Source organism: Cupriavidus sp. MPR-AND1C, assembly GCF_058809705.1.
In genome coordinates, this window is the sequence record NZ_JBXASU010000029.1 from 22,214 (window position 1) to 48,113 (window position 25,900).

Genomic DNA, 25,900 nt, shown 5'->3' on the forward strand with positions numbered 1-25,900 from the left:
AAGACAAGGACAACCATGACGTTCTTCTTTGAAATCCTGATCGGCGGCTTATTGTCGGGGTTGATGTACTCGCTGGTGGCACTGGGGTTCGTGCTGATCTACAAGGCATCGGGCGTGTTCAACTTCGCGCAGGGCGCGATGGTGTACTTTGCCGCGCTGGCGGTGGTGGGGCTGATGGACAAGGGCCTGCCAATGTGGGCGGCCGTGATCGGCGCGTTTGGCGTGATGGTGGTGGTCGGCATCAGCACCGAACGGCTGGTGCTGCGCAAGCTGGTGAACCAGCCACCCATCACGCTGTTCATGGCCACCATCGGGCTGTCTTTCTTCCTCGAGGGGCTGGGGCCGTTGTTGTTCGGCAATGAAGTGCGCCCGATCAACCTTGGCATCGTCGACGAGCCCATCGAAGCCATCCTGACGCGCTTCAATATCGTGGTATCCAGGTTCGACCTGGCGGCGGCGGGCATCGCCGGCATCCTGGTGGGCACGCTGGCGCTGTTCTTCCAGTACACCAAGGTGGGCCGTGCATTGCGCGCGGTGGCGGACGATCACCAGGCGGCGCTGTCGCTGGGGATTCCGCTGCAGCATATCTGGGCCATTGTCTGGGGCGTGGCGGGCTTCGTGGCGCTGGTGGCGGGCATGCTGTGGGGCTCGCGCAATGGCGTGCAGTTTGCGCTGACGCTGACCGCGTTGAAGGCGTTGCCGGTGCTGATCCTGGGCGGCTTTACCTCGGTGCCCGGCGCCATCGTCGGCGGGCTGATCATCGGGGCTTCGGAGAAGCTGGCCGAGATCTATATCCCGCCCGTGTTCCAGTCCGCGTTTGGCGGCAACTTCGGCGGCATCGAAGGCTGGTTCCCCTATGTGTTTGCGTTGTTGTTCCTGCTGGTGCGGCCCGAGGGGCTGTTCGGTGAGAAACACATCGATCGTGTCTGACCGGCCCGCGCCTCAGGAGAGAAAACATGTTCTACCGTGAATCCGGCCAGTTCAAGACCACCTACGTTGCCGACAGCCAGATCTTCCCCATCCGCCAGGACCGCATCGGCTTTGCGGTGCTGATGGCGGTGGCCTTCGTGGCGATCCCGCTGCTGGGTTCGGAGTACTGGTTCTCGGCCATCCTGATCCCGTTCCTGATCTTCGCGCTGGCCGCGCTCGGGCTCAATATCCTGACGGGCTACGCGGGGCAGCTCTCGCTCGGCACCGCGGCGTTCATGGCGGTGGGCGCTTACGCGGCCTACAACTTCCAGTTGCGCATCGAGGGCCTGCCGGTGCTGCTGACCTTTATCCTCGCCGGCTTGTCGGCGGCGATGGTGGGCGTGGCGTTCGGCCTGCCGTCGCTGCGCATCAAGGGCTTCTATCTTGCGGTGGCGACGCTGGCAGCGCAGTTCTTCGTGGTGTGGGCGCTGACCAAGTTTCCCTGGTTCTCCAACAACAGCTCATCGGGCGTGATCACCGCGCAGCAGTTGAACCTGTTCGGCATCGCCATCGATACGCCGGTGAAGAAGTACCTCTTCGTGCTGATGTTGGTGACGGTGCTGGCCATCGTGGCCAAGAACCTGGTGCGCTCTTCCACCGGGCGCGCCTGGATGTCGGTGCGCGACATGGACGTGGCGGCGGAGGTGATCGGCATCCCGCTGATGCGCACCAAGCTGCTGGCCTTTGCCGTGAGCTCGTTCTACTGCGGCGTGGCGGGCGCGCTCTATGCGTTCTGCTACCTGGGCTCGGTCGAGCCGGACGGTTTTTCGCTCGACCTTTCCTTCCGTGTGCTGTTCATGATCATCATCGGCGGCGTGGGCAGCATCCTCGGCTCGTTCCTGGGTGCGGCCTTCATCCTGCTGCTGCCGATCTTCCTGGACATCGCGCTGCCACCGCTGGCCGCGCTGCTGCACCTGCCCTTTACCAACGCCGCTGTGTCGCATATCCAGTTGATGGTGTTCGGCGGGCTGATCATCTTCTTCCTGGTGGTGGAGCCGCATGGCCTGGCGCGGCTGTGGCAGATCGCGAAGGAGAAGCTGCGGCTCTGGCCATTCCCCCATTGAGTCTCATCGCATTGACGTTTTTGGTTCGGCACAAGAGAAACGGGTATTCCATAACAAACACACCTGCCAAGGTGAAGGAGACTGTCATGACCATCCTGATTCGCAATCTGCAGCGCATAGCCCTGGCGATGGGGGCGTCGGCCGCACTGCTGGCGCCGCTGGCGGTGCAGGCGCAAAGCGGCGAGCAGTTCGTCGCGCTGCCAAGCTATCGCGTCGGCCCTTATGGCGCCAACGGACAGTCCTTTTATGGCGGCTTCGTCGACTACCTGAACTACGTCAACCTCAAGGACGGGGGCGTGAACGGCGTCAAGCTGTCGTGGGAAGAGTGCGAGACGGAGTACAACAACGCCAAGGGCGTGGAGTGCTACGAGCGGCTCAAGGGCAAGAGCCCCATGAGCAAGGGCACCGCGTACCACACCATGTCGACCGGCATCTCCTACGCGCTGGTGGACAAGACCGCGGGCGACAAGGTGCCGCTGGTGATGATGGGATATGGCCGCACCGATGCGGTCGACGGTTCGGTCTTCCCCTATGCCTTCCCGCTGGTCACCACCTACCAGATGCAGGTCTCGGCCATCGTCAAGTTCCTCGCGGGCAAGAACGGCGGCTCGCTGGCAGGCAAGAAGATCGTCTACCTGTATCACGACTCCGCTTATGGCAAGGAGCCGATCGTGGCGCTGGAAGCCGAAGCCAAGCTCGGCAAGTTCAATCTGGTCGAGATCCCGGTGGCGCACCCCGGCAACGAGCAGGGCGCGCAGTGGCTGAAGATCCGCCAGGAGAATCCTGACTACGTGATCTTCTGGGGCTGGGGCGTGATGAACCAGACCGCGCTCAAGGCGGCGCAAAAGGTGGGCTTCGCGCGCGACAAGATGATTGGCTCATGGTGGGCAGGTTCGGAAGAAGACACCGTGCCCGCCGGCGATGCGGCCAAGGGCTATATGAGCGCAACCTGGAACGTGGCGGGCAGGGGCGTGTCGCTGATCGCCGATATCGACAAGGTGGTCTACGGCGCCGGCAAGGGCAATATGCAGGACCGCAACAAGGTTGGCTCGGTGCTCTACAACCGTGGCGTGTCCGCGGCCGTGGTGACGGTGGAAGCGATCCGCGTGGCGCAGGCCAGGTATGGCAAGGGCAAGGTCATGAGCGGCGAAGACATGCGCTGGGCATTCGAGAACCTGAACGTGAACAATGCGCGCCTGCAGCAGCTGGGCGCCACGGGCTTGCTGCCGGAGATCAAGACCAGCTGCGACAACCACGAAGGCTCGGGCAAGGTGAAGATCCAGCAGTGGGATGGCACCAAGTGGGTCGTCGTGTCGGACTGGATCGAAGGCAACAAGAACCTGATCCATCCGCTGTTCAAGGCGAGTGCCGCGCAGTTCGCGAAAGAGAAGGGCATCTCGCCTGCCTGCATGAAGTCTTGATCCGGGCGCTGCAAGGCGTTTGTTGATTGTTGTCGTCTGCGCTCGCCCGCATGCGGGCGAGCGCAGATGAAGCCAGCCAGGAACCACCAACCGAGCCGCACCATGAGCCTGTTGTCCGTCAACAATATCGAAGTCATCTACGACCACGTCATCCTGGTGCTCAAGGGCGTTTCCCTCGAGGTGCCCGAGGGGCGGATCGTGGCGCTGCTGGGCGCCAACGGCGCGGGCAAGACCACCACGCTCAAGGCCATCTCCAACCTGCTGCACGCCGAGCGCGGCGATGTCACCAAGGGCTCGATCGAGTACCGCGGCAACCGGGTCGACCGGCTCACGCCCAACGAGCTGGTCAAGCGCGGGGTGATCCAGGTGATGGAGGGCCGGCATTGCTTCGCCCACCTGACGCTGGAGGAAAACCTGCTGACCGGCGCCTATACGCGCGGCTTGTCGCGCAGCGAAACACGCGATGCGCTGGAGCGCATCTACGACTACTTCCCACGCCTGAAGACGCGCCGCAAGTCGCAGGCGGGCTACACCTCGGGCGGCGAGCAGCAGATGTGCGCGATCGGCCGGGCCATGATGGCCAAGCCCAGCATGATCCTGCTCGATGAGCCATCGATGGGGCTGGCGCCGCAGATCGTGGAGGAGATCTTCGAGATCGTGCGCGACCTGAACCAGCGCGAGAAGGTCAGCTTCCTGCTGGCCGAGCAGAACACCATGGTGGCGCTGCGCTATGCGGACTACGGCTACATCCTGGAGAACGGCCGCGTGGTGATGGATGGCGCGGCCGAGGCGCTGCGCACGAATGAGGATGTGAAGGAGTTCTACCTGGGCGTCGCCGCGAATGATGCAGAGGGCGGCGGGAGGAGCTCCTTCCGCGACGTGAAGAGCTATCGCCGGCGCAAGCGCTGGCTCGCCTGAGAAGCGCGCAAGCCTGCCGCGGCGAACCGTGCTCGACGGCGCTCCTCAACGCTGCCTCGGGTCGCTCGCAACGGCTTCTTCGCGCCTCTCGATGCGCATCCGGCGCATCCGACATTAAACAGTACGGTTCATCACGCGACCACCTACGCGAACTACGCACCATGCCTGAATACTTCGATTTGCTTGAAACGCGCGCCCCGGCCGCCCGCTTGCAGGCCTTGCTGGACGCGTTGTCGCGCCAGGTTGCGCATGCCAAGGCGCATGCGCCTTACTTCGCGCAGGTGCTGCGCGACGTGGATCCGCGCGCGCTGGACTCACGCGCTGCGTTGGCGGCGCTGCCGGTGACGCGCAAGTCCGAGATGACGGCGCGGCAAAAGACCATGCCGCCGCTGGGCGGGCTGAATGCGACGCCGCTGGGCGGCCTGCGCCACATCTTCCAGTCGCCCGGACCGATCCACGAGCCCGACGGGCATGGTGCCGACTGGTGGCGGATCGCGCGCGCGATGTTCGCCGCGGGCTTCCGCTCGGGCGATCTCGTCTACAACACCTTCTCCTACCACTTCACGCCGGCCGGCATGATGATGGAAACCGGCGCGCATCGGCTGGGTTGCTGTGTGTTTCCGGCGGGCGTGGGACAGACCGAATCGCAGGTGCAGGCGATGGCGAGCCTGCAGCCGGCGGCCTACGCGGGCACGCCATCCTTTCTCAAGCTGCTGCTGGAGAAGGGCGACGAGCTCGGCTTGCCCTGCCAGGGCCTGACGAAGGCGCTGGTGTCTGGCGAGGCATTGCCGCCATCACTGCGCGCCTGGTTCACCGAGCGCGGCATCCGCGTGCAGCAGATGTACGGCAGCGCCGACGTGGGCCTGATCGCCTACGAGACGCAGGGCGGCGACGGCTGGGTGGTGGACGAGAATGTGCTGGTGGAGATCGTCGAGCCAGGCGGCACGCAGCCCATGCCTGACGGCGAGACCGGCGAGGTGGTGGTCACGGTGCTGGGCAACGGCGACTATCCGCTGATTCGCTTCGGCACTGGGGACCTGTCGGCGTTCGTGGCCGGCTCGGACGAGCGCGCCAGCCCGTGCGGGCGCACCAACCAGCGGCTCAAGGGCTGGCTGGGACGCGCCGACCAGACCACCAAGGTCAAGGGCATGTTCGTGCATCCCGGGCAGGTGGGCGAGGTGGTGCGGCGCCATCCCGAGGTGCGCGCCGCGCGCCTGGTGGTGACGGGCAGCGTGGGTGCCGACGTGATGACGCTGCATTGCGACGCCGCGCGCGACGACGCGGCGCTGGCACAGGCCATTGGCGAATCGCTGCGCGAGGTGATGCGCCTGCGCGGCGAGGTGCGCTTCGTTGCGGCGGGCTCGCTGCTGCAGGATGGCAAGGTGATCGAGGACGCGCGGCGCTACGACTGAGCGCGATCGCGGCCGGGGGGCGGAGCAGCATGGCCGCCGGCGGGCCGCGTCGGCAGCCACACCAGCCACGCGCTGACGGCCGCGGCGATGGCGACCAGTGTCAGCGAGGCCAGCGGACGTTCGCGCATCAGCCATGCGGTGGTGCCCATCGACAGCGACATCATGCCAATGGCCAACTGCTTGGCGCGCAGGGGAATGCTGCGATGGGCCTGCCAGTCACGCACCAGCGGGCCGAAGCGCGGATGCGCAATCAGTCGCGCATGGAAGCGCTCCGAGCCGCGCGCGAAACACGCGGCGGCCAGCAAGACGAAAGGCGTGGTCGGCAGCACAGGCAGGAAGATGCCGACGATGCCCAGCAGCAGGCTGAGCACGCCGAGCGCCACCCACAGCCCGCGCAGCGCGCGTTGCCTGCGGCTGTGCGCGGCGGGCGGGGCGGGACGGATGGGCGTAGCGGCTGGCAACGCGCTCAGACCGCGAGCCCCAGGCGGGCGCGTGCGTCGTTGTACTCGGTCTTCATGCGCGCCACGATTTCGCCGGCGGTGGGGATGTCGTGGATCTGGCCCACGCCCTGGCCGGCGCCCCAGACGTCCTTCCATGCCTTGGCCTTGGAGGCGCCGCTGGAAAAGTCCATCTTGGTCTTGTCCGCCTGCGGCAGGTTGGCGGGATCCAGCCCCGAGGCCTCGATGCTCTCGCGGATGTAGTTGCCGTGCACGCCGGTAAACAGGTTTGTGTAGATGATGTCGGCCGCGGCGGAGGTGGTGATCGACTGCTTGTAGGACTCGCTGGCATGGGCTTCCTGCGAGGCAATGAAGCGGGTGCCGACGTAAGCGAAGTCCGCGCCCATGGCCTGCGCGGCCAGCACGGATTCGCCGGTGGCAATCGAGCCCGACAGCGCGATCACGCCGTCGAAGATCTTGCGCACTTCGCCCACCAGCGCGAACGGCGACAGCGTGCCGGCATGGCCGCCGGCGCCAGCCGCCACCAGGATCAGCCCGTCCACGCCGGCCTCGATCGCCTTCTCGGCGTGGCGGATGCTGATCACATCGTGCAGAACGATGCCGCCATAGCTGTGCACGGCGTCGATCATCTCCTTGGGCGGCGCGCGCAGCGAGGTGATGAAGATGGGTACCTTGTGGTCCACGCACACCTTGATGTCATGCTCCAGCCGCACATTGGAGGTGTGCACGATCTGGTTGACGGCGATCGGCCCGACCGGCTTGCCCGGGTTGGCGGCGCGGAAGGCGGCGAGATCGTCTTCCATCTGCGTGAGCCAGTCGCCCAGCATCTCGGCGGGGCGCGCGTTCAGCGCGGGGAAGGAACCGACGATGCCGGCCTTGCACTGCGCCAGCACCAGCTCGGGGTAGCTGACGATGAACATCGGCGAGGAAATCACGGGCAGCGCCAGGTTTTGCAGGACCTGGGGCAATTGTTTGGCGGCGGGCATGGCGTCTCCTGGACCACGAACGGGCGCCGGTGGCGCCCTGGATATGAACGATCGTTCGATTATAGGGAGTTTCGGCTGGCGGGCGTTAGACGGGCGTTAGAAGGGGCTGTCTACCGTGGCCATCCACCGGGACAAGCTGCGGGGGCAGTCTTTGTGACCCGCACCGTTCTCCGCGCCATCTCAACGCCGTTGCCGGCTGGCGCGAAGCGCCGTTCTTTTCCGATGACGAGATCGCCGAGCCTGGCTTTGCCATCGTCACGATCAACGCGTGGAACCTGCTCAACGTGAGCTTTCGCAACCCGATCCCGGAAAAGGCGTAACGCGAAAAAAGGCATGACGCCAGCCCGAAGCAGCGAACAAAAAAAACCCCGCTACGCCGCGGGGCAACTACCACGAAGACTGATAGGAAGAGGCGGGAGGGCACCTGCCAATGCCGCATCCGCACAGCGGACTATAGGCGGCGTTTGTGACGGACTGAAGGCGCTCGCGTGAAGACGGGATGACGGCCGCGCGCGCGGCATGCCCATGGAAAAACGGCGCCCGGGGGCGCCGTCTCTTCCTGGACTGTCGCTTCGGGTTCAGGCCCGTTTCAGATCTTTTCCAGCAACAGGCCCTTGAGGTACTCGCCTTCGGGGAAGGCAGCCAGCATCGGGTGATCGGTGCCGGCCGAGAGGCGCCGCAGGATGCGCGCATCGGCGCGGGCATCGGTCGCCGCGCCCGCCACGATCTTCTGGAACAGCTCCATGCTGATCGCGCCGGAGCATGAGTAGGTAAACAGAAGGCCACCCGGGCGCAGCAACTGCAGGCCGACCAGGTTGATCTCCTTGTAGGCGCGCGCGGCACGGTCGATGTGCTGGGCCGACGGCGCGAACTTGGGCGGGTCCAGCACGATCAGGTCGAACTGGCGGCCGTCGGCGCGGAACTGGCGCAGCGACTTGAACACATCGGCGTCGAGCCAGGTCGCGCGCTCGGGGTCGAAGCCGTTGAGGGTGACGTTGCCCGCGGCGGTCTTGAGCGCCTCGCCGGAGGAGTCGATCGAGGTCACCGAGGTGGCGCCGCCGCGCAGCGCCGCCAGCGAGAAGCCACCGGTGTAGCAGAAGCAGTTGAGCACTTCGCGGCCATTGGCCAGATCGCCTACCAGCTTGCGGTTGTCGCGCTGGTCGACATAAAAGCCGGTCTTGTGGCCGCTCTTCACGTCCACGTAGTAGCGCACGCCGTGCTCGGTCACGTTGAGCTCGGGATCGGGCTCGGCGCCGGCCAGCACGCCGGTCACCAGCGGCAGGCCTTCGCGCTCGCGCACGGCGGCATCGGAGCGCTCGTACACGTTCGGGCAGCCGGTTTCCTTGACCAGCGCCTGCACCAGCGCGTCCTTCCAGGCTTCGACCCCGGCCGCGTTGAACTGGCACACCAGCTGGCCGTTGGCGCCGCTGCCGTAGTAGTCGACGATCAGGCCCGGCAGGCGGTCGGATTCACCGAAGATCAGGCGCACGGCGTCGCTGTCTTTCACCCACTGCTTGCGATGCGCGAGGGCGGAGGATACGCGCCGCTTGAACATGGCGTGATCGACTGGCTCGTTCTCGTCGAAGCTCCACACCCGCACGCGAATCTGGGAAGAGGGGCTGTACGCCCCGCGCGCCAGAAAGCGGCCGTCGGCGGCGCGCACGATCACGGTGCTGCCAGGCTCGCAGCGGCCTTCGACGGTATCAACGCCGGTGGCGTAGACCCAGGGGTGGCGGCGCAGCAAGGATTTTTCCTTGCCGGGCTTGAGGGTGATGGTGTTCATGATTTCTTGTTTTAGGCGCCAGACGAAGCCGAGCAGACAGGCCAACCCGGTCCGAAGCGCCTGATTGTTGTTACGCCTTCTCCCCTCGGGCGCGGAGGGGAGAGGGGAGCCGCGCAGTGCAGGCGAAGGATGACGGCAAGCTCGCCGGCCCGCTACACCGCTTAACCGGCTACAGCACCACCTTCACCATGGGGTGCGACGTCAGCGCGCGATACAGCTCGTCGAGCTGTTCGCGACTGGTGACCCATACCGTGACGGTCAGGCCGAGGTAGTTGCCCTTGGCTGAAGGACGCATCTCCATCTTGCCGGCGTGGAAGTCGGGATCGAAGCCTTGCACCAGCGTCACGATGGCCTCGGCAAAGCCATCCTGCATGCCGCCCATCACCTTGATGGGGAAATGGCTGGGGTACTCGATCAGCGATTCGGCCGGCGGGATGTCGCCCGGCTTGCCCTGGTCGGAATTGTCGGCGCTCATTTCAATGCCCTCCTTACTTGCGCTTGAACCACAAGCGGATGGTATCCCACAGGCGGCCGAAGAAGCCGGCCTCGGGCACGTCTTCCAGCGCCACCACCGGGAACTCGGCGACCTTGGTGGCGCCGTCCATCAGCTTGACCGTGCCGACCTGCTGGCCGGCGGCAAGCGGCGCCACCAGCAGTTCCTGGCGCTCCAGCACCGGCTTGATGCGCCCGCCCGTGCCCTTGGGCACGGTGATGTAGGTCTCGTCCTTGACGCCGATCTTGACGGTCGATGCCTTGCCCTTGTAGATGTCGGGCGTGGCCAGCACCTGGCCGCGGTCGTACAGGCGCAGCGTGTCGAAAAACTGGAAGCCGTAGTTCAGGATCTTCAGGCTTTCCTGCGTGCGGACCGCTTCGGTGGTGGTGCCGATCACGATCGAGACCAGGCGGCGCGAGCCGTTAGGCACATTGGCCAGCGGACGCTTGGCCGAGGAGATCAGGCAATAGCCGGCCGACTTGGTGTGGCCGGTCTTGAGGCCGTCCACGGTGGGGTCGATGTAGAGCAGGCGGTTGCGGTTGGGCTGGCGAATCTTGTTGTAGGTGAATTCCTTTTGCGAGTACATGCTGTAGTACTCGGGGAAGTCCTTGATGATCCGCGTGGTCAGCGTGGCCAGGTCCATGGCCGTGGTGTAGTGGTTCGGATCGGGGATGCCGTCGGTGTTGCTGAAGTGGGTGTTCTTCATGCCCATGCGCTGGGCCTCGCGATTCATCATCGCCACGAAGCCCTCTTCCGAGCCGCCCACGGCTTCGGCCAGCGCCAGCGCCGCGTCGTTGCCCGATTGCACGATCAGGCCCAGCAGCAGGTCCTGCACGCTGACCGGCTTGTTGGCTTCCAGGAACATGCGGGATTCGTCGCTCTTGACCTTTTGCACGATCGTGGTCGGCACCACGGTCTGGTCCAGCGTGAGGCGCTTTTCCTTGAGTGCCGCGAAGGCCAGGTAGGCGGTCATCAGCTTGGTCAGCGAAGCCGGCTCGATGCGCACATCGGCGTTCTGCGAAGCCAGGGCCTGGCCGCTGGTGACGTCAAACAGCATCCAGGACTTGGCCGCCACCTGCGGCATCGGCACGCCCTGGGCGTGCACGGGAGCCGGAGCAAGCACCACGGCGGCGCCGACGACGGCTGCCGTGACCAGGGCGGATGTGTTGGCGGACGCGAAAAGCGGCGTGGCTCTATTCAACATGTTTCAGTTTCCGGCAAAAAAAAGGGGCGTGGAGTGCATCCGGTGACATGGCGGGGCGGCGCGCCGCCCCCGTCACTGGTCCCACGCATTGACGACGAGCTGCTTGATCAGGTGCAGCTTGCGGTGAAAGAAGTGGTCGGCGCCGGGGATCACGATCACCGGCAGTTCCTGCGGGCGGGCCCAGTCGAACACGCTCGCCAGCGGCACGGTATCGTCCTGCTCGCCGTGGATGACGATGGTGTCGGCCGGCACGTTGGCGACTTCCCAGCGGCTGGCGGCGGTGCCCACCATGGCCAGCCGCTGCGCCGGCGTGCCTGCCTCGGCCAGGCGCCTGGCGACGTGGCTGGCGACGAAGCTGCCGAACGAGAAGCCGGCCAGCGCCAGCGGCAGCGTGGCGGCATCGGGCGACCACTGGGACTGGGTGCGCATCCAGCCGATGACAGCCAGCAGGTCGTCCTGCTCGCCCACGCCGTTGTCATGGCTGCCGGCGGTGCCGCCGACGCCACGGAAGTTCGAGCGCACGGTGGCGTAGCCAAGCTGCACGAAACTGCGTGCCAGTGTCTGCGCTACCTTGTTGTCCTTGGTGCCGCCGAACAGCGGATGCGGGTGGGCCACCAGCGCGAGTCCGCGCGGGGCGCCGGCCTGGGGCAGGTCGACTGAAACGTCGATGGCGCCGACGGGGCCGGCGACGGTAAGTACCTGGGTATGCGCGTTCATGGAAACAGGAAGCAGGAAGCAGGGTGGCTGGCTCTGGCGCCGTGGCGCCTGGGTTTCAGTGATTCAGCGTTTCAGCCGGTGCCGGGCTGAGGTCATTCAGTGATCGACCATCAGGCGTTCGACCGGCTTGCCGCCTACCAGGTGGCTCTCGATGATCTCGTCGATGTCCTGCTCGTCGACGAAGGTGTACCAGACGGCCTCGGGATAGACCACCAGCACCGGCCCGAGTTCACAGCGGTTCAGGCAGCCAGCCTTGTTGATGCGCACGCGGCCTTCGCCGCCGGAGATGCCCAGTGCCTTGCAGCGCTTCTTGGCATATTCCTGCATGGCCTGCGCGTTATGCGCGCCGCAGCAGGCGCCGCCGTCCTCGCGCTGGTTGAGGCAGAAGAAAACGTGGTGCTGGTAGTGGCTGCTCATGCGTGGTGGGCGTATCGGCGGCGGCAACGCAGCAGGCAAAGAGTGCCCGGGGGGCGCGCCGGCCGCCAAGAATAGGTGGAAGGGCTGAATTATACGGCGTCATGGGGGGCGGTTCGACGCTTTGGGAGCCTGCTTCGATGCCGCGCGTGCCGCGCCGCGGCGACGGGTGGCGTAGCGCGCACCCACACCGGCCGCGTCGTCCGAATCTCCGGACGGCTGATTTCCGGAATTCCGGAAAATCGGAGTGAGGCGTCGTCCGCTTTTCCAGCTTCCTTTTGAAATCAGTCACTTGGCGACACCGGCTGGCCTGGCACGGCGGTTGCAATGCTTAAGGCAGACGCGTTCCATTTGCAGGGCGCGCGAACCTGCCGCTGTGCGGCGGCGGGCACGGTCAAATACCGAGGACGACATCATGAGGAAACCCTTTTACAAGATCCTGTACGTGCAGGTGCTGTTCGCCATCGCGGTGGGCATCGTGCTCGGGCATTTCTGGCCCGCTACGGGCGTAGCCATGAAGCCGCTGGGCGATGGCTTCATCAAGCTGATCAAGATGATCATCGGTCCGATCATCTTCTGTACCGTGGTGTCGGGTATCGCCGGCATGCGCGACATGAAGAAGGTGGGCCGTGTCGGCGGCAAGGCGCTGCTGTACTTCGAGGTGATCTCCACCTTCGCGCTGTTGATCGGCCTGCTGTCCGCGCACCTGCTCAAGCCGGGCGTGGGCTTCAACATCGATCCGGCCACGCTCGACACCAAGGCGATCTCGCAGTACGTGACGCAGGCGCATGGCCAGAGCACGGTCGAGTTCTTCATGCACATCATCCCGGACACGATGGTCAGCGCGTTCGCCAACGGCGACATCCTGCAGATCCTGCTGATATCCCTGTTCTTCGGCTCGGCGCTGGCGGCCATGGGTGACCGCTCGAAGATCGTGTTCGACTTCGTCGAGCAGGTCTCCAAGGTGTTCTTCCACATCGTTCACGTGATTACCAAGGTGGCCCCGCTGGGCGCGTTCGGCGCGATGGCCTTCACCATCGGCAAGTACGGCCTGGGCTCGCTGGTGCCGCTGCTCAAGCTGATCGGCACCTTTTACTTCACCGCGATCGTCTTCGTGGTGGTGGTGCTGGGTACGGTGGCACGCCTGACGGGCTTCAACATCTTCCGCTTCATTTCCTACATCAAGGAGGAACTGCTGATCGTGCTGGGCACCAGCTCGTCGGAAGCCGCGCTGCCGCACCTGATGGAAAAGCTGGAAAACCTCGGCTGCTCCAAATCGGTGGTGGGGCTGGTGGTGCCCACGGGTTACTCCTTCAACCTGGATGGCACCAACATCTACATGACCATGGCGGTGCTCTTCATCGCCCAGGCGACCGGCATCGAGCTCACGCTGCTGCAGCAGCTCACCGTCCTGGGCGTGGCGATGATCACCTCCAAGGGCGCCAGCGGCGTGACCGGCTCCGGCTTCATCACGCTGGCCGCCACGCTGGCGGTGGTGCCGGATATTCCGGTGGCGGGCATGGTGCTGATCCTGGGCATCGACCGCTTCATGAGCGAATGCCGCGCGCTGACCAACATCATCGGCAATGGCGTGGCGACGGTGGTCATGTCGGCGTGGGAGCATGAACTTGACCGCGTGCAGCTTGACCGCATGCTGCGCCGTGGCGGCGATGAAACGGCCGAACTTGCCGAAGCCGGCCCCGGCGTCCGCTGAGGTCCCGGCCTCCAGAGCGGCGGGGCCCGCCGGCGCCGCCCGCCAGCGGGTATCATCGGCGCGTGTCCCAACGCATGCGCCGATGCCACATTCCGACGATTTCCTCGCCGTGCATGATCCTGCTTCTGACCGCCTGGTGCATGCGCCAGGTGATGGCGGCGGAACCTGGCGGGGCTTTGCCGCCGCGCTCGCCGTCGGCCTGGTCGTCCTGTGCTCGCTGACCTGGCTGGTATCGATGCAGCGCGGCATCGACGGGCTGCAGCAAGCCACGGCGACCCGCGCCGATCGTTACGCGGCCACGCTGGAAAGCACGCTCGACCGCTACGAGTTCCTCCCCGCGCTGGTCTCGCTCCATCCCTTTGTCCATGACCTGCTGGCCGCGCCAGGCGATCCCGTGCGCGTGGCGGCGGCCAACCGCTACCTGTCCGAAGTCAACCGCCGCGCGCGGGCTTCGGCCACCTATGTCATTGCCGCCAGTGGCCTCGCGCTGGCCGCCAGCAACCATGACGAGCCGGGCAGCTTTGTCGGCACCGACTATCGCTTCCGCCCTTACTTCCAGAGCGCATCGCGCGGGGAGATCGGGCGCTTCTACGCCATCGGCATTACCAGCGATGAGCCCGGCTACTACATTGCGCAACCCGTGAAGGTGGGCGCGCGCGTGGTGGGCGTGACCGTGGTCAAGCTCAACCTGGAGTGGTTCCAGCGCGCTGGCGCCGGCGGCGCCGAGCCGGTGATGGTGAGCGACGAGCATGGCGTGATCTTCCTTTCCTCGGTGCCGGCCTGGCAGTACCGCACCTTGCAGCCGCTGCCAAGCGAGCTGCAAACCGAGCTGGACCGCACGCGCCAGTACCATGACCGGGAGGTCAGGCCGCTGCCGCTGGAGGCGCTGCGATCGCCCGTGACGCAATGGCTCGGCCGGACAGTGCTGGGCGAGGGCGCGCGGCTGGTGCGTATCGGTACCGGCAGCAACGCCGAGCGCTACCTCGAGATCAGCCGCAAGGTGGGCCCGGCCGACTGGACCATGCAGGTGATGGCGGCGCTGGACCCGGTGCTGGCCAGCGCGCGCAATGCCACCATCGGGGCGGCGCTGGCCTATGCGTGCATGTGCCTGCTGCTGTTCAACTGGCGCCAGCGCCGGCAGCGCGCGCGCGATATCGAATACGGCAGGCGCCTGCTCGAAGCCGCCTACGACGAGCTGGAGCGACGGGTGGAGGCGCGCACCGCCGACCTGATGGCCATCAACGAGCAGCTGGAAGCCGAGGTGGCGGAGCGCACCCGCGCCGAGAGCGAGCTGCGCGCGGCGCAGGATGAACTGGTGCAGGCCAGCAAGCTGGCGGCGCTGGGCCAGATGGCAGCGGGCATCACGCATGAGCTGAACCAGCCGCTGGCAGCCTTGCGCACGTTCTCCGACAACACCCGCGTGTTGCTCGAGCGCGGGCAGCTCGATGCTGCCGCCGGCAACCTTGTCGCCATCGCCGACCTCACCACCCGCATGGGCAAGATTACCGGGCAGCTCAAGCTGTTCGCCGGCAAGGCGCGCCAGCGACGGCATGCGGTGCATGTGCGCGCCGCGCTGGACCACGTGCTGGCGCTGATGGCCCCGCGCCTGGCCCATGTCACGCTGAAGGTGGAGGGCTTGTCCCAGCCGCCCGGGCCGGCGGTGTGGGCCGATGAGCTCAAGCTCGAGCAGGTGCTGCTCAACCTGATCGGCAACGCCCTCGATGCGCTGGCTACCGCGGCGCCACACGCGCCCTGCGTGGAAGTGGCGGTGAGCGAGCACGGCGGCACCGTCAGCATCGCGGTGCGCGACAATGGCACCGGTATCGCCGCCGACGCCTTGCCGCGATTGTTCGAACCCTTCTTCACCACCAAGGAGATCGGCCAGGGACTCGGCCTGGGGCTGGCCATTTCGTCGTCCATCGTGCGCGAGTTCGGCGGGCAACTGAGCGCGGCCGACCGGCCCGGCGGCGGCGCGCAGTTCGTGGTGATGCTACGGCGCGCGCCCGCGCCCGAAGGCGCCGCGCCCCGCGACGGCGCCACTTCCATCTCTCCCACCCATACTGAGTGAGCATTGCCATGCAAGACGGATTGCGTGTCCTGTTCGTCGAAGACGAACCCCTGGTACGCCAGGCCACCGCGCAGAGCCTGGAGCTGGCTGGCTTCTCCGTGCTGGCGCTGCCCTCGGCCGAGGCCGCCATGCCGCACCTGTCGCCGGAGTTTCCCGGCGTGCTGGTGACCGACGTGCGCCTCACCGGCGCCAGCGGGCTGGACCTGCTGCAGCACTGCCGCAATGCGGCGCCGGGCGTGCCGGTGATCCTGGTCACCGGCCACGGCGATATCACCATGGCGGTACAGGCCATGCGCGAAGGCGCCTACGACTTTATCGAGAAGCCCTTTGGCGCCGACCGCCTGACCGAAACCGTGCGCCGTGCGCTGGAGCGGCGCGCGCTGGAGCTGGAGAACCGCGCGTTGCGGCGCGAGCTGGCCGGCCCGGCCGCGGGCACGCGCATCATCGGGCGCTCGCCGGCCATCGAGCAGGTGCGCACGCTGGTGGCCAACGTGGCCGCCACGGATGTCCCCGTGATGATCAACGGCGAGACCGGCACTGGCAAGGAGCTGGTGGCGCGCAGCCTGCATGCTTTGTCGCCGCGCCACCAAGCGCCCTTTGTCGCGCTGAACTGCGGTGCGGTGCCCGAGGCCATCTTCGAGAGCGAGATGTTTGGCCACGAGGCCGGCGCGTTTACTGGCGCCGGCAAGCGCCGCGTGGGCAAGCTCGAGCACGCCTCGGGCGGCACGCTGTTCCTCGACGAGATCGAGAGCATGCCGCTGGCGCTGCAGGTCAAGCTGCTGCGCGTGCTGCAGGAGGGCACGCTGGAGCGGCTCGGCTCCAATGCCTCCATCGCCATCGACGTGCGCATCGTGGCCGCGGCCAAGGGCGATATGGAGACGCTGGTGGCGCAAGGCACGTTCCGCGAGGATTTGTACTACCGGCTCAACGTGGTCACCATCCCGTTGCCCCCGCTGCGCGAGCGGCGCGAGGACATCGTTGCGCTGTTCGAGCATTTCATGCTGGTGGCGGCGGTGCGCTACCAGCGTCCCGTGCCCATCCTCTCCGAGCTGCAGCGCCAGGCGCTGATGCAGCGCGCATGGCCCGGCAACGTGCGCGAGCTGCGCAACGCCGCCGACCGCCTGGTGCTGGGCGTGCCGGAGGGCGGTACGCGCGCCGATGCGCTCGACGACTCCACGCCGCTCAAGGAGCGCATGGAGCACTACGAGCGTGCCGTCATCGCCGATACGCTGGCGCGCACCGGCGGCGCGGTCAGCCAGGCGGCGGATCTGCTGCAGGTGGGCAAGGCGACGCTGTACGACAAGATCAAGCGCTACGGGCTGTAGCGCTTCCTGCGCTTCCTGCGCTTCCGGCATTTCCGGGTGAACCGGCCGCTGGGCGCCTCGGGTCAACATCTCTTGATACACTCGCGGGCCCGAACAGCTCATCCGGAACACGCAATGAACGAGGTATCCAGCCAGCACGCATCCAGCCGCCTGGGCGGCACGGCCGTCGAGGTCGATGGCCAGCAACTCACCGCCGCCGCGTTGGCGCAGGTGGCGCAAGGTCGTCGCCCGGCCAGCCTGGACCAGGCTGCGCGTGCCCATGTGGCGGATGCGCGTGCGCGTTTCGAGGAACTTGCCTCGTCCAATATCCCCATCTACGGCGTGTCCACCGGCTTTGGCGAGCTGGTGCATAACTGGGTGGATATCGAGCATGCCGGCGCCCTGCAGGAAAACCTGTTGCGCAGCCACTGCGCCGGCGTGGGCCCGCTGTTCGGGCGCGAAGAGGTGCGCGCGATGATGGTTGCGCGCGCCAATGCGCTGGCGCGGGGCTATTCGGCGGTACGCCCGCTGGTGATCGAGCAATTGCTGCGTTATGTCGAGGCGGGCATCACGCCCGCCGTGCCGCAGGTGGGCTCGCTCGGCGCCAGCGGTGACCTCGCGCCGCTGTCGCATATCGCCATCACGCTGATCGGCGAAGGCAAGGTGCTGCTGGCCGACGGCACTACCGCGCCCACCGGGCAGGTATTGCGCGAGCATGGCATCGAGCCGATCAAGCTGTCCCACAAGGAAGGGCTGGCCCTGATCAACGGCACCTCGGCCATGACCGGCATGGCGTGCCTGTTGTTGGAAACCATGCGCGCCCAGGTGACGCAGGCCGAGATCATCGCGGCGCTGGCGCTCGAAGGGCTGAACGCCTCGGCCGATGCCTTCATGACCCACGGCCACGACATCGCCAAGCCGCATCCGGGCCAGGTGCAATCGGCGGCCAACCTGCGCGCGCTGCTGGCGGGTTCCACGCGCCTCTCAGGGCATGGCCAGCTGGCGGGCGAAATGAAGACCCGCGCCGGCGACGAGAAGAACACCGGCACCGGCGTGTTTATCCAAAAGGCCTACACGCTGCGCTGCATTCCGCAGGTGCTGGGCGCGGTGCGCGACACGCTGGGGCACTGCGCCACCGTGGTCGAGCGCGAGCTGAATTCGTCCAACGACAATCCGCTGTTCTTCGACGACGGCGAGCTGTTCCACGGCGGCAATTTCCATGGCCAGCAAGTCGCGTTTGCCATGGACTTCCTCGCCATCGCGGCCACGCAGCTCGGCGTGGTGTCGGAGCGTCGCCTCAACCGCCTGCTCAGCCCGCACCTGAATAACGGCTTGCCGGCTTTCCTGGCGGCCGCCAACGAGGGGCTGAGCTGCGGGTTTGCCGGTGCGCAGTATCCGGCCACCGCGCTGATCGCCGAGAACCGCACCATCTGCAGCCCGGCCAGCATCCAGAGCGTGCCGTCCAACGGCGACAACCAGGACGTGGTGAGCATGGGCCTGATCGGCGCGCGCAATGCACGCCGCATCATCGACAACAACCAGTACATCCTCGCCGTGGAGCTGCTCGCAGCCTGCCAGGCTGCCGAGCTGGCCGGCGCGGTGGAAAGCCTGTCGCCGGCGGGCCGCGCGGTCTTTGCCTTTGTGCGCGAACGCGTGCCGTTCCTGGCGATGGATCGCTACATGACCGACGATATCGAAGCCATTGCCGCGCAACTGCGCGCCGGCGCGCTGGTGGGGGTGGTGCGCGCGGCTGGCGCGGCGGTCAACTGACACGCGGGCTCATTTCCACATATCGCGCATGCGCCCGGCCAGGTCCAGCCTGGGCAGCGGCGCCTTGGCCGGCGCGTCCGCCACCGGCGGGGGCGGCGGCCAGGACCGGCTGTGGAACAGCGGCATCACGCGGTTGGGCAGAAAGCGCGTGCGCGAGGCGTAGACGTGGCGATCGCCATAGGCGGTCTGCTGGTGCACATAGAACCGCTGTGGCACCACGATGTCGAGGTGGTCGCGGGCGCGGGTCATGGCGACGTATAGCAGCCGGCGCTCTTCCTCGATTTCCTCGGTGGTGCCGGTGGCCAGGTCCGAAGGCATGCAGCCGTCGACGGCATTGAGCACATAGACGGCCTTCCATTCCTGGCCCTTGGCCGAGTGGATGGTGGACAGGATCAGGTAGTCCTCATCGCGCAGCGGCACGCCGGATTCGTCGCTCGATGCGTCCGGCGGGTCCAGCGTGAGTTCCGTCAGGAAGCGCTCGCGCGACGCGTAGGTGGCGGCGATACGCTCCAGCTGCTGCAGGTCGGCGGCGCGCGCGGGCGCGTCGTCGTGCAGGCGCTCGAGGTGCGGCTGGTACCACGCCACCACCTGCTCGAAGGCGGATGGCCACGGCGCGGCCGGGGCCATCAGGCTGCGTGCCAGCGCCAGCAGGTCGGGCCAGGCCTCGGCGGCGGCTGGCGGCGCCTCAAAGGACTCCAGGGCAAACAGCGGCTCGGTGGCGATTTCCACCGCATCGAGCACGCGAGCGGCAGTCTTGGGTCCCACGCCCGGCAATAGCTGCAGGCTGCGGAAGCCTGCCATGCGGTCGCGCGGATTTTCCAGCCAGCGCACCACCGCCAGCACATCCTTCACGTGCGTGGATTCCAGGAACTTCAAGCCGCCGAACTTCACGAACGGGATATTGCGCCGGACCAGCTCGATCTCCAGTTGCGCGCTGTGGTCGGCGGCGCGGAACAGCACCGCCTGCGACAGCAGCGCCAGTCCGGCCTCGCGCCGCGAGAGGATCTGCTCGACCACATAGCGGGCCTGGTCCGCCTCGTCGTTGACCACCACGATCTCCGGCTTCTCGGCCGAGCCGCGCTCCGACCACAGGTCCTTGGTATAGCGCTCGGCCGCCAGCCCGATCACCGCGTTGGCGGCGGCCAGGATGGGTTGGGTGGAGCGGTAGTTGCGCGACAGCGTGACCATGTCCGCGGCCGGCGTGAACTGGGTGGGGAAATCGAGGATATTGCGCACCGTGGCGCCACGGAAGGCGTAGATCGACTGGGCATCGTCGCCCACCACCGTCAGGCCGCGCCCGTCGGGCTTGAGCGCGAGCAGGATGGCAGCCTGCAGCGCATTGGTGTCCTGGTATTCGTCCACCAGCACGTGGTCGAAGCGCGCGCCCATGTCCTGCGCCAGCGCGGGCTCGGCCAGTGCCTGCGCCCAGTAGAGCAGCAGGTCGTCGTAGTCGAGCACCTGCTGCTTTTGCTTGGCTTGCACATAGCCGGCAAATAGTCCGCGCAGCGCATCCGTCCACATGGCATAGCGCGGGAACCAGTGCTTGAGCACGTCTTCGAGCGGCGCCTGCGTGTTGACCACGCGCGAGTAGATCGACAGGCAGGTTTCCTTGCGCGGGAACCGCGAAGCCTGGGCCGACAGGCCCAGGTCGTGCCGCACCACGTTCATCAGGTCGGCGGCGTCGCCGCGATCGCAGATGGTGAAGCTGGGCGACAGGCCAAGCGTTTCCGCGTACTCGCGCAGCAGGCGCGCGCCGATGGCGTGGAAGGTGCCGGACCATGTGAGAGCCGCGCGTCCCGCCCCGCAGGCTTGCATGCCCAGCGCCTGGTCGACGATGCGCTCGACCCGCCGCCCCATCTCCGACGCCGCGCGGCGCGAGAACGTCAGCAGCAGGATGCGGCGCGGGTCTGCGCCGCCCAGCACCAGATGGGCAACGCGGTGCGCCAGCGTGTTGGTCTTGCCCGAGCCGGCACCGGCGATGATCAGCAGCGGCGCGGCGGGCTCGTGCGTCACGGCCGCGCGTTGCTCCGGGTTCAGGGTGGACAGGTAGGCCGGCGTATCGGGGGCGGCGGCATCCACGGTATCGGGTTGCTTGACGGCGGGTGCATCGCAAAGCACGGCGCTGGGATCGGGATCGAGTAACACGGAGCGGGGGCCTTAGGGGATGCCGCGCGCAAGTGCGCTGGCCAGCATGGGCGGAGAAAGCTGCTGGCAACTGTATATCCATACAGCCGGGCTGCGCAAGCCGGGCGTTGCGCGACGGCGCCCGGCAATAAAAAAAGGTGCCATGGAAGGCACCTTTCCGGACGGAGGCGGCGGGCCAGGCAGTGGCTCAGGCCGCCTTGGCGAGCGCGCCGTCGAGCAGCTTGTGCAGTGCGTCCCACTCGGGCTCGCCCACATAGCGCTTGAGGATGCGGCCGTCCTTGTCGATCACGAAGGTGGTCGGGGTCAGCTGCACTTCGCCGAATGCCTTGGCGGCCGCGCCGTCGGAATCCATCGCCACCTTGAACGGCAGCTTGCGCGTTTGCGCATAATTCATCACGTACATGGGCGGGTCGTAGCTCATTGCCACGGCGACGAACTCCAGGCCCTTGCCCTTGAACTTGTCATAGGTGCGGACCATGTCCGGCATTTCCTTGACGCAGGTGACGCAGCTGGTGGCCCAGAAGTTGACCAGGTAGACCTTGCCCTTGAGATCGGCGGTGCTGACTTTTTCTCCCGACAGCAGCGTGAACGTGGCGGGCGGCGCCGCATTGGCGGGGGCGATGGCGCGATAGCCGAACCAGCCCAGCACGGCAACCAGCAGCACGGCGGCGATCACAGGCCACAGCTTGCGCGAGGCGGTGCTTGCCGGGGTGGGTGCGGTGGGGGAAGCGGAGGTCGTCATGATGCTCGCCGACAGGTCAGACAAGCCACTATTCTACTGCCGCTGCCGGGACGCTGCCGGCTGCATTCACCGAGCCGCCGCGGATGCGACGATTGGCCGCAGCTGCGTGCGCCTTCGTGCGCCTCAATGCGTCTTGCTTGCCAAGGCAGAGCGGGCCTGGTCCAGCGCCTGCTCAAGGTAGGCGCCATAGAAATCGGGCTGCATGCCGCGCAGCGGCGTGGCCAGGGAGCGGCCGCGCGCGTCGAGGAAGAGCACCGTGGGCGCTACCGCCACATTGCGGCTGCGGGCCCATTCCCGTGCGGTGGTCATGCTGCCATCGGCGTTGCGCAGCGGCGTGTCGGCGGTCATGTCCAGCTCGCGCGCCTCGATTTCGCCCGCCGCGGCTTGCGGGCCGAGATAGTTGCGGCGCACCGTTTCACAGTACACGCAGCCGGGCAATGTCACCAGCACCACCAGGGGCTCGCCCCGGCTGGCCGCAGCGGCGGCCTGGATGGCGAGATCGTTGACGGGGGGCAGGTGGGGCGTGGCGGCCAGGGCGCTCGTGCTTGCCGCGACCAGCAAAGCGCCGAGCATCGCCGCGCCGGTACGGCGTGCGGTGCCAAAGACACTCCGGGGGGATGGCCGCATTGGCTGGATCGATGGCTGGATCGATGGCTGGGTGTGCATTGGCGGGCAATGTAGATGAGCGCTGGCACGCGGGTTCTACGATAATAGCGGCTTATTTCCGCATTCGCCGCCCTGATGCCCCACGCCTGGTTTCCACGGTTCTTCCGCTTGCCGCAGTCCCTGCTTGCCAACGCCATCGTCCTGGGCGCGCTCGGCGCCGGGCTGATCGCCTGTTCGCCCCGCTATGACTGGCGCACCATCCAGTCCAACGAAGGCGCCTACGCGGCGCTCTATCCCGGCAAGCCTTCCGGTGCCGCGCGCGAGGTGGCGATTGCCGGGCGCAAGCTGCCCATGACGATGGACGCGGCCCGGGTCGACGAGACCTTGTTCGCCGTGGGCGTGGTGACCTTGCCCGCCGATGACGCCAAGTTGCGCAAGGCGGCGCTGGATTCCATGCAAAAGGGCTTGCTCGACAACCTCGGGCCGCATCCCGCCGAAGCGGTCAGGACCCGCAAGGTAACCGTGATGTCGGCCGCATCGCCGGCCGTGGCGCTCGAGGGCGTGGAGGTGCAGGTGGCAGCGGTATCGCCGCAGGACCAGTCGCCACGCAGGCTGACGGCGCGGCTGGTAGCGTCGGGCGTGCACGTCTACCAAGCGGTCGTGCTGGAGGCGGGAGAGGCCGCGCGCGACCAGCGCCAGGCGGAACAGATAGACCAGTTCCTGACGGGTTTCCATCCGTTCTGACCTGGGCGCCCCAGGCTTCCAGGCAGATTCAAGACAGTTGATTTTCAAGGAGTAACGCAATGCGTTGGGATGTTTGGCTGGCCTATTTCGCGGCCTGTTGGGTGATTGCTGTGTCGCCGGGTTCCGGCGCGGTGCTGTCGATGAGCCATGGCCTGTCTTACGGCCTGCGCAAGACCACCACCACGATCTTTGGCTTGCAGACCGGGCTGGTCATCATCCTGCTGGTGGCTGGCGGCGGCCTGGGCGCGTTGCTGGTGGCCTCCGAGCATGCCTTTGCCGTGGTCAAGACGATTGGCGCGCTCTACCTGATCTATATCGGCGTGCAGCAATGGCGCGCGCGGGTGGACGGCGGCGCTCTGGACGATGCCGCGCGGGGCACGGAAGCGCCGCGCGTGGCCGCGCTGAGTCCGCGCCGGCGTTTTGCCACGGGCTTGCTGACCAATGTGACCAACCCCAAGGGCATCATCTTCATGGTGGCGGTGTTGCCGCAGTTCATCGATCCGGCCCATGCGTTGGGACCCCAGCTTGCCATCCTGGCCGCGACGATGTGCGGCGTGGACCTGGTGGTGATGCACGGCTACGCGCTGCTGGCCTCGCGCATGCGCGGCTTGTTCCGCAATGCGCGCGCGGTGCGCTGGCAGAACCGGATCTTCGGCAGCGTGCTGGTGGCCGTGGGCGCGGCGTTGTTCTTCGTCAGGCGCCATCCGGCTTGAGGACCCGGGGCCGGCGTCGCGCCGGCCCGATCCATCCATATGTCTATCTATCGCTGGCTTCCCACGAGTGCGTTTGCTTCAATAAGGTAAGACGAAGACGACCCAAGCGGAGGCAAGCAATGCGAAGCTCTTCCCCCCAGCAGGCTTCATTGCAAGCGCGGCCCGCCCACACGGTGCCGCCGGCCGAAGATCCGCTGCCGCCGGGCGTGCCGCCCGACCTCCCTCCGATCGAGGAGCCCCCGCCGCCGTCGGAGCCCCCTGTGGCCGTGCCGCCGCGCCGGGCCTGAATGGCTACGGTGTCCGCAACGCGCGCCGGTACTGGATAGCCTCGCCCACATGGCTCGGCTGCAATGGCTCGGCGCCTGCCAGGTCGGCAATGGTGCGGGCGATCTTCAATACGCGGAAATAGGCGCGCGCCGACCAGGCTAGTTTGGCCATGGTGCCGCGCAGCAATGCCTGCGCCTCGGGCGCGAGCGGGCAGTGCTCGTCGATCTCGCGACCGGACAGGGCGGCATTGGGCTTGCCTTGCCGGGCCTGCTGCACGGCCCGGGCGGCCAGCACGCGCTGGCGCACGTCTGCACTGGGCTCTCCGGGCGGGCCGTCGAGCATTTCCTGATGATCCTGCGCCGGCACTTCCACTTGCAGGTCGATCCGGTCGAGCAAAGGTCCCGACAGCCTGGACTGGTAGCGCAGCACCTGGTCAGGCGTGCATCGGCAAGGACGGGACGGGTGCCCCTGATAGCCGCAAGGACAGGGGTTCATCGCGGCGATGAACTGGAAGCGCGCCGGGAAGTCGGCTTGCCGCATGGCGCGCGAGATGGTGACGCGGCCGGATTCCAGCGGTTCGCGCAGCACTTCCAGCACCTTGCGGTCAAATTCAGGCAACTCATCCAGGAACAACACCCCTTGGTGGGCCAGCGAGATCTCGCCCGGCCGGGGATTGCTGCCGCCGCCCACCAGCGCCGCCGCCGACGCGGTGTGGTGCGGCGAGCGGTAGGGCCGCTCACGCCAGCGGGCGGGATGGAAGCCGGCGGCGGTCAGGCTCTGCACCGCGGCGGATTCCAGCGCTTCGTCCAGCGTCATGGGCGGCAGCAGGCCGGCGAAGCGCTGGGCCAGCATGGACTTGCCGGTGCCGGGCGGACCGACGAGCAGTGCCGAATGCTGGCCCGCCGCCGCGATCTCCATGGCGCGGCGCGCTTGCGCCTGGCCCCGCACGTCACGCATGTCCGGGCCGGCCGGGTCGCCTCCGGCGATCTCCACCAGCGGCTGCGCGCGTGCCAGGCGGTCCGCGGGCAGGGGGCCAAGGTGAGCACAGACTTCCAGCAGGGAGCGCGCCGCATATACCGTGACGCCGTCGATCAGGGCCGCCTCGGGCGCGTTTTCCGCCGCCACCACGAAGCTGCGCGCCGGGCCTTCGCCAGCGGCTTGCCGTGCCGCGTTGTCGCGCCCCAGGCCCATGGCCATGGCCAGTGCCCCGCGCACGGGGCGCAATTCGCCGGACAGCGACAGCTCGCCGGCGAACTCGCTGGCATCCAGGCTATCCAGCGGGACTTGCCCGCTTGCGGCCAGGATGCCAAGCGCGATCGGCAGGTCGAAGCGGCCGGACTCCTTGGGCAGGTCGGCCGGCGCCAGATTCACCGTAGTCGATAAGGTAGTGTTTAGGCGTGTGTGGTGTAGATGATCCTTACTATCCTTAGGGTTTCCAGCGTCGCTTCACCTGCGATATCGTGAATAAAAGTCCACAAACCTTAGTAATCGAGACCAGTGCGAAGGCACATGGTCGCTGTTACAAATCGCATATAGAAGTGCCGACTGAGATACTTTGCCGCGCGCCCTTGAACTGTTGGCTCTGGGAATCTCTGTCCAGACTCGCGCAACTCTCAAAAGTCCACCCTCGACCAAACGCCGATACCCGGCTGATCTTGAAAGTGTCTTATGTGGCGCTGCGCGATAAAGCTTGCGCAGAACTCCTGAAGCTTCAGGCGAGCGCCGTGGGTCGACACGAAGCCCTCCATTTCTTTGCCGAACTGGAGCGTGCCATCGGGCAAGTTGCAACGTGGTCTGATGCGCGAAAAGCGAGGGCTTCAATGCTCTTGAGGAAGGCGCTCCTCGAGGGCCAGGCGCCGAATCAGTTTCGTGAAGATCTGAGTCACTGTGCCGTCACTTTTCGGACCTCATTAACCGGGAAGCCCCGACCGAGGCCTCCGTTGAGTGACTTTCTTTCCGCATCGGCGTCGCCAAATTCCGATGGATTG

The 25,900-nt window shown here is 66.7% G+C and carries 21 protein-coding genes and 2 pseudogenes; 12 read left to right on the plus strand and 11 right to left on the minus strand.

The window, feature by feature from the left end; translation table 11 throughout:
- Positions 1-15 precede the first annotated feature (15 nt).
- The 5 genes from AC1RWI_RS17255 (at position 16) to AC1RWI_RS17275 (ending at position 5,784) form a co-directional block, all read left to right on the plus strand.
- A complete protein-coding gene (locus AC1RWI_RS17255; protein WP_043343258.1) occupies positions 16-930 on the plus strand; it encodes a branched-chain amino acid ABC transporter permease in 915 nt (304 codons plus the stop codon).
- Positions 931-956: 26 nt separating this feature from the next.
- Positions 957-2,033 carry a branched-chain amino acid ABC transporter permease gene (locus tag AC1RWI_RS17260; protein WP_174426560.1) on the plus strand — a complete coding sequence of 359 codons (1,077 nt, stop codon included), beginning with the start codon at positions 957-959 and terminating at the stop codon, positions 2,031-2,033.
- A gap of 86 nt (positions 2,034-2,119) precedes the next feature.
- Positions 2,120-3,454, plus strand: a complete 1,335-nt coding sequence (locus AC1RWI_RS17265; protein ID WP_043343265.1) for an ABC transporter substrate-binding protein — start codon at positions 2,120-2,122, stop codon at positions 3,452-3,454.
- Between the two features lie 102 nt (positions 3,455-3,556).
- Entirely contained in the window at positions 3,557-4,372 is an 816-nt protein-coding gene (locus tag AC1RWI_RS17270) for an ABC transporter ATP-binding protein (RefSeq protein ID WP_043343267.1), read from the plus strand.
- A gap of 161 nt (positions 4,373-4,533) precedes the next feature.
- Entirely contained in the window at positions 4,534-5,784 is a 1,251-nt protein-coding gene (locus AC1RWI_RS17275) for a phenylacetate--CoA ligase family protein (RefSeq protein ID WP_492867663.1), read from the plus strand.
- On the opposite strand, the gene AC1RWI_RS17280 is transcribed toward AC1RWI_RS17275, so the two are convergent.
- Both AC1RWI_RS17280 and AC1RWI_RS17285 read right to left on the minus strand, forming a co-directional pair.
- On the minus strand, positions 5,775-6,245 hold the full coding sequence (locus AC1RWI_RS17280; RefSeq protein ID WP_492867664.1) for a YbaN family protein: 471 nt from the start codon (positions 6,243-6,245) through the stop codon (positions 5,775-5,777). The two genes, AC1RWI_RS17275 and AC1RWI_RS17280, sit on opposite strands and share 10 nt — an antisense overlap.
- Positions 6,246-6,250: 5 nt before the next feature.
- Positions 6,251-7,228: an NAD(P)H-dependent flavin oxidoreductase gene (locus AC1RWI_RS17285; protein WP_043343271.1), complete on the minus strand. Its 978-nt coding sequence runs from the start codon at positions 7,226-7,228 to the stop codon at positions 6,251-6,253.
- 173 nt (positions 7,229-7,401) lie between these two features.
- Here AC1RWI_RS17285 and AC1RWI_RS17290 point away from each other — a divergent pair.
- A pseudogene (locus AC1RWI_RS17290) lies at positions 7,402-7,548 on the plus strand (carboxymuconolactone decarboxylase family protein); the annotation flags it as partial.
- 269 nt (positions 7,549-7,817) lie between these two features.
- On the opposite strand, the gene AC1RWI_RS17295 reads toward AC1RWI_RS17290, so the two are convergent.
- From AC1RWI_RS17295 to AC1RWI_RS17315, 5 genes are all read right to left on the minus strand, one after another.
- Positions 7,818-9,011 (minus strand): class I SAM-dependent rRNA methyltransferase, encoded by a 1,194-nt coding sequence (locus AC1RWI_RS17295; protein ID WP_043343274.1) that lies wholly within the window; start codon positions 9,009-9,011, stop codon positions 7,818-7,820.
- A gap of 169 nt (positions 9,012-9,180) precedes the next feature.
- Positions 9,181-9,486, minus strand: coding sequence for a YbeD family protein (locus AC1RWI_RS17300; protein ID WP_043343278.1), 306 nt, complete (start codon positions 9,484-9,486; stop codon positions 9,181-9,183).
- A gap of 13 nt (positions 9,487-9,499) precedes the next feature.
- Positions 9,500-10,708: a D-alanyl-D-alanine carboxypeptidase family protein gene (locus tag AC1RWI_RS17305; protein WP_043343280.1), complete on the minus strand. Its 1,209-nt coding sequence runs from the start codon at positions 10,706-10,708 to the stop codon at positions 9,500-9,502.
- A 72-nt stretch (positions 10,709-10,780) separates the two neighbouring features.
- Positions 10,781-11,425, minus strand: a complete 645-nt coding sequence (locus AC1RWI_RS17310) for an alpha/beta hydrolase (protein WP_492867668.1) — start codon at positions 11,423-11,425, stop codon at positions 10,781-10,783.
- 96 nt (positions 11,426-11,521) lie between these two features.
- Positions 11,522-11,842 carry a (2Fe-2S) ferredoxin domain-containing protein gene (locus tag AC1RWI_RS17315; protein ID WP_043343288.1) on the minus strand — a complete coding sequence of 107 codons (321 nt, stop codon included), beginning with the start codon at positions 11,840-11,842 and terminating at the stop codon, positions 11,522-11,524.
- A 409-nt stretch (positions 11,843-12,251) separates the two neighbouring features.
- Between AC1RWI_RS17315 and AC1RWI_RS17320 the strand changes: the two genes are divergently transcribed.
- The 4 genes from AC1RWI_RS17320 to cmdF all read left to right on the plus strand — a co-directional run bounded on the left by AC1RWI_RS17320 (position 12,252) and on the right by cmdF (position 18,695).
- Positions 12,252-13,553 carry a dicarboxylate/amino acid:cation symporter gene (locus tag AC1RWI_RS17320; RefSeq protein WP_043351194.1) on the plus strand — a complete coding sequence of 434 codons (1,302 nt, stop codon included), beginning with the start codon at positions 12,252-12,254 and terminating at the stop codon, positions 13,551-13,553.
- An 82-nt stretch (positions 13,554-13,635) separates the two neighbouring features.
- Entirely contained in the window at positions 13,636-15,621 is a 1,986-nt protein-coding gene (locus AC1RWI_RS17325) for a sensor histidine kinase (protein WP_043343291.1), read from the plus strand.
- Positions 15,622-15,629: 8 nt separating this feature from the next.
- A complete protein-coding gene (locus tag AC1RWI_RS17330; RefSeq protein ID WP_043343292.1) occupies positions 15,630-16,946 on the plus strand; it encodes a sigma-54-dependent transcriptional regulator in 1,317 nt (438 codons plus the stop codon).
- Between the two features lie 114 nt (positions 16,947-17,060).
- On the plus strand, positions 17,061-18,695 hold the full coding sequence (cmdF, locus tag AC1RWI_RS17335; protein WP_052494409.1) for a tyrosine 2,3-aminomutase: 1,635 nt from the start codon (positions 17,061-17,063) through the stop codon (positions 18,693-18,695).
- Between the two features lie 9 nt (positions 18,696-18,704).
- Here cmdF and AC1RWI_RS17340 read toward each other — a convergent pair whose 3' ends face one another.
- From AC1RWI_RS17340 to AC1RWI_RS17350, 3 genes are all read right to left on the minus strand, one after another.
- Positions 18,705-20,774 (minus strand): ATP-dependent helicase, encoded by a 2,070-nt coding sequence (locus tag AC1RWI_RS17340; RefSeq protein ID WP_144409868.1) that lies wholly within the window; start codon positions 20,772-20,774, stop codon positions 18,705-18,707.
- A gap of 253 nt (positions 20,775-21,027) precedes the next feature.
- Positions 21,028-21,582 (minus strand): TlpA disulfide reductase family protein, encoded by a 555-nt coding sequence (locus AC1RWI_RS17345; RefSeq protein ID WP_043343295.1) that lies wholly within the window; start codon positions 21,580-21,582, stop codon positions 21,028-21,030.
- A gap of 123 nt (positions 21,583-21,705) precedes the next feature.
- Positions 21,706-22,209, minus strand: a complete 504-nt coding sequence (locus tag AC1RWI_RS17350) for a thioredoxin fold domain-containing protein (protein ID WP_492867671.1) — start codon at positions 22,207-22,209, stop codon at positions 21,706-21,708.
- A gap of 114 nt (positions 22,210-22,323) precedes the next feature.
- Between AC1RWI_RS17350 and AC1RWI_RS17355 the strand changes: the two genes are divergently transcribed.
- A complete protein-coding gene (locus tag AC1RWI_RS17355; protein WP_492867673.1) occupies positions 22,324-22,932 on the plus strand; it encodes a hypothetical protein in 609 nt (202 codons plus the stop codon).
- Positions 22,933-22,991: 59 nt separating this feature from the next.
- Positions 22,992-23,645, plus strand: a complete 654-nt coding sequence (locus AC1RWI_RS17360; protein ID WP_492867675.1) for a LysE family transporter — start codon at positions 22,992-22,994, stop codon at positions 23,643-23,645.
- 291 nt (positions 23,646-23,936) lie between these two features.
- Here the strand turns inward: AC1RWI_RS17360 and AC1RWI_RS17365 are convergent.
- Positions 23,937-25,340 (minus strand): annotated as a pseudogene (locus AC1RWI_RS17365) (YifB family Mg chelatase-like AAA ATPase); the annotation flags it as partial.
- Between the last annotated feature and the right edge of the window lie 560 nt (positions 25,341-25,900).

Coding starts and splice junctions, on each gene's coding strand:
- AC1RWI_RS17310 (WP_492867668.1), bottom strand. CDS start 11,425: ATGAACGCGCATACCCAGGTACTTACCGTCGCCGGCCCCGTCGGCGCC.
- cmdF (WP_052494409.1), top strand. CDS start 17,061: ATGAACGAGGTATCCAGCCAGCACGCATCCAGCCGCCTGGGCGGCACG.
- AC1RWI_RS17360 (WP_492867675.1), top strand. CDS start 22,992: ATGCGTTGGGATGTTTGGCTGGCCTATTTCGCGGCCTGTTGGGTGATT.
- AC1RWI_RS17275 (WP_492867663.1), top strand. CDS start 4,534: ATGCCTGAATACTTCGATTTGCTTGAAACGCGCGCCCCGGCCGCCCGC.
- AC1RWI_RS17270 (WP_043343267.1), top strand. CDS start 3,557: ATGAGCCTGTTGTCCGTCAACAATATCGAAGTCATCTACGACCACGTC.
- AC1RWI_RS17285 (WP_043343271.1), bottom strand. CDS start 7,228: ATGCCCGCCGCCAAACAATTGCCCCAGGTCCTGCAAAACCTGGCGCTG.
- AC1RWI_RS17265 (WP_043343265.1), top strand. CDS start 2,120: ATGACCATCCTGATTCGCAATCTGCAGCGCATAGCCCTGGCGATGGGG.
- AC1RWI_RS17260 (WP_174426560.1), top strand. CDS start 957: ATGTTCTACCGTGAATCCGGCCAGTTCAAGACCACCTACGTTGCCGAC.
- AC1RWI_RS17345 (WP_043343295.1), bottom strand. CDS start 21,582: ATGACGACCTCCGCTTCCCCCACCGCACCCACCCCGGCAAGCACCGCC.
- AC1RWI_RS17330 (WP_043343292.1), top strand. CDS start 15,630: ATGCAAGACGGATTGCGTGTCCTGTTCGTCGAAGACGAACCCCTGGTA.
- AC1RWI_RS17325 (WP_043343291.1), top strand. CDS start 13,636: ATGCCACATTCCGACGATTTCCTCGCCGTGCATGATCCTGCTTCTGAC.
- AC1RWI_RS17295 (WP_043343274.1), bottom strand. CDS start 9,011: ATGAACACCATCACCCTCAAGCCCGGCAAGGAAAAATCCTTGCTGCGC.
- AC1RWI_RS17255 (WP_043343258.1), top strand. CDS start 16: ATGACGTTCTTCTTTGAAATCCTGATCGGCGGCTTATTGTCGGGGTTG.
- AC1RWI_RS17355 (WP_492867673.1), top strand. CDS start 22,324: ATGCCCCACGCCTGGTTTCCACGGTTCTTCCGCTTGCCGCAGTCCCTG.
- AC1RWI_RS17350 (WP_492867671.1), bottom strand. CDS start 22,209: ATGCGGCCATCCCCCCGGAGTGTCTTTGGCACCGCACGCCGTACCGGC.
- AC1RWI_RS17315 (WP_043343288.1), bottom strand. CDS start 11,842: ATGAGCAGCCACTACCAGCACCACGTTTTCTTCTGCCTCAACCAGCGC.
- AC1RWI_RS17300 (WP_043343278.1), bottom strand. CDS start 9,486: ATGAGCGCCGACAATTCCGACCAGGGCAAGCCGGGCGACATCCCGCCG.
- AC1RWI_RS17305 (WP_043343280.1), bottom strand. CDS start 10,708: ATGTTGAATAGAGCCACGCCGCTTTTCGCGTCCGCCAACACATCCGCC.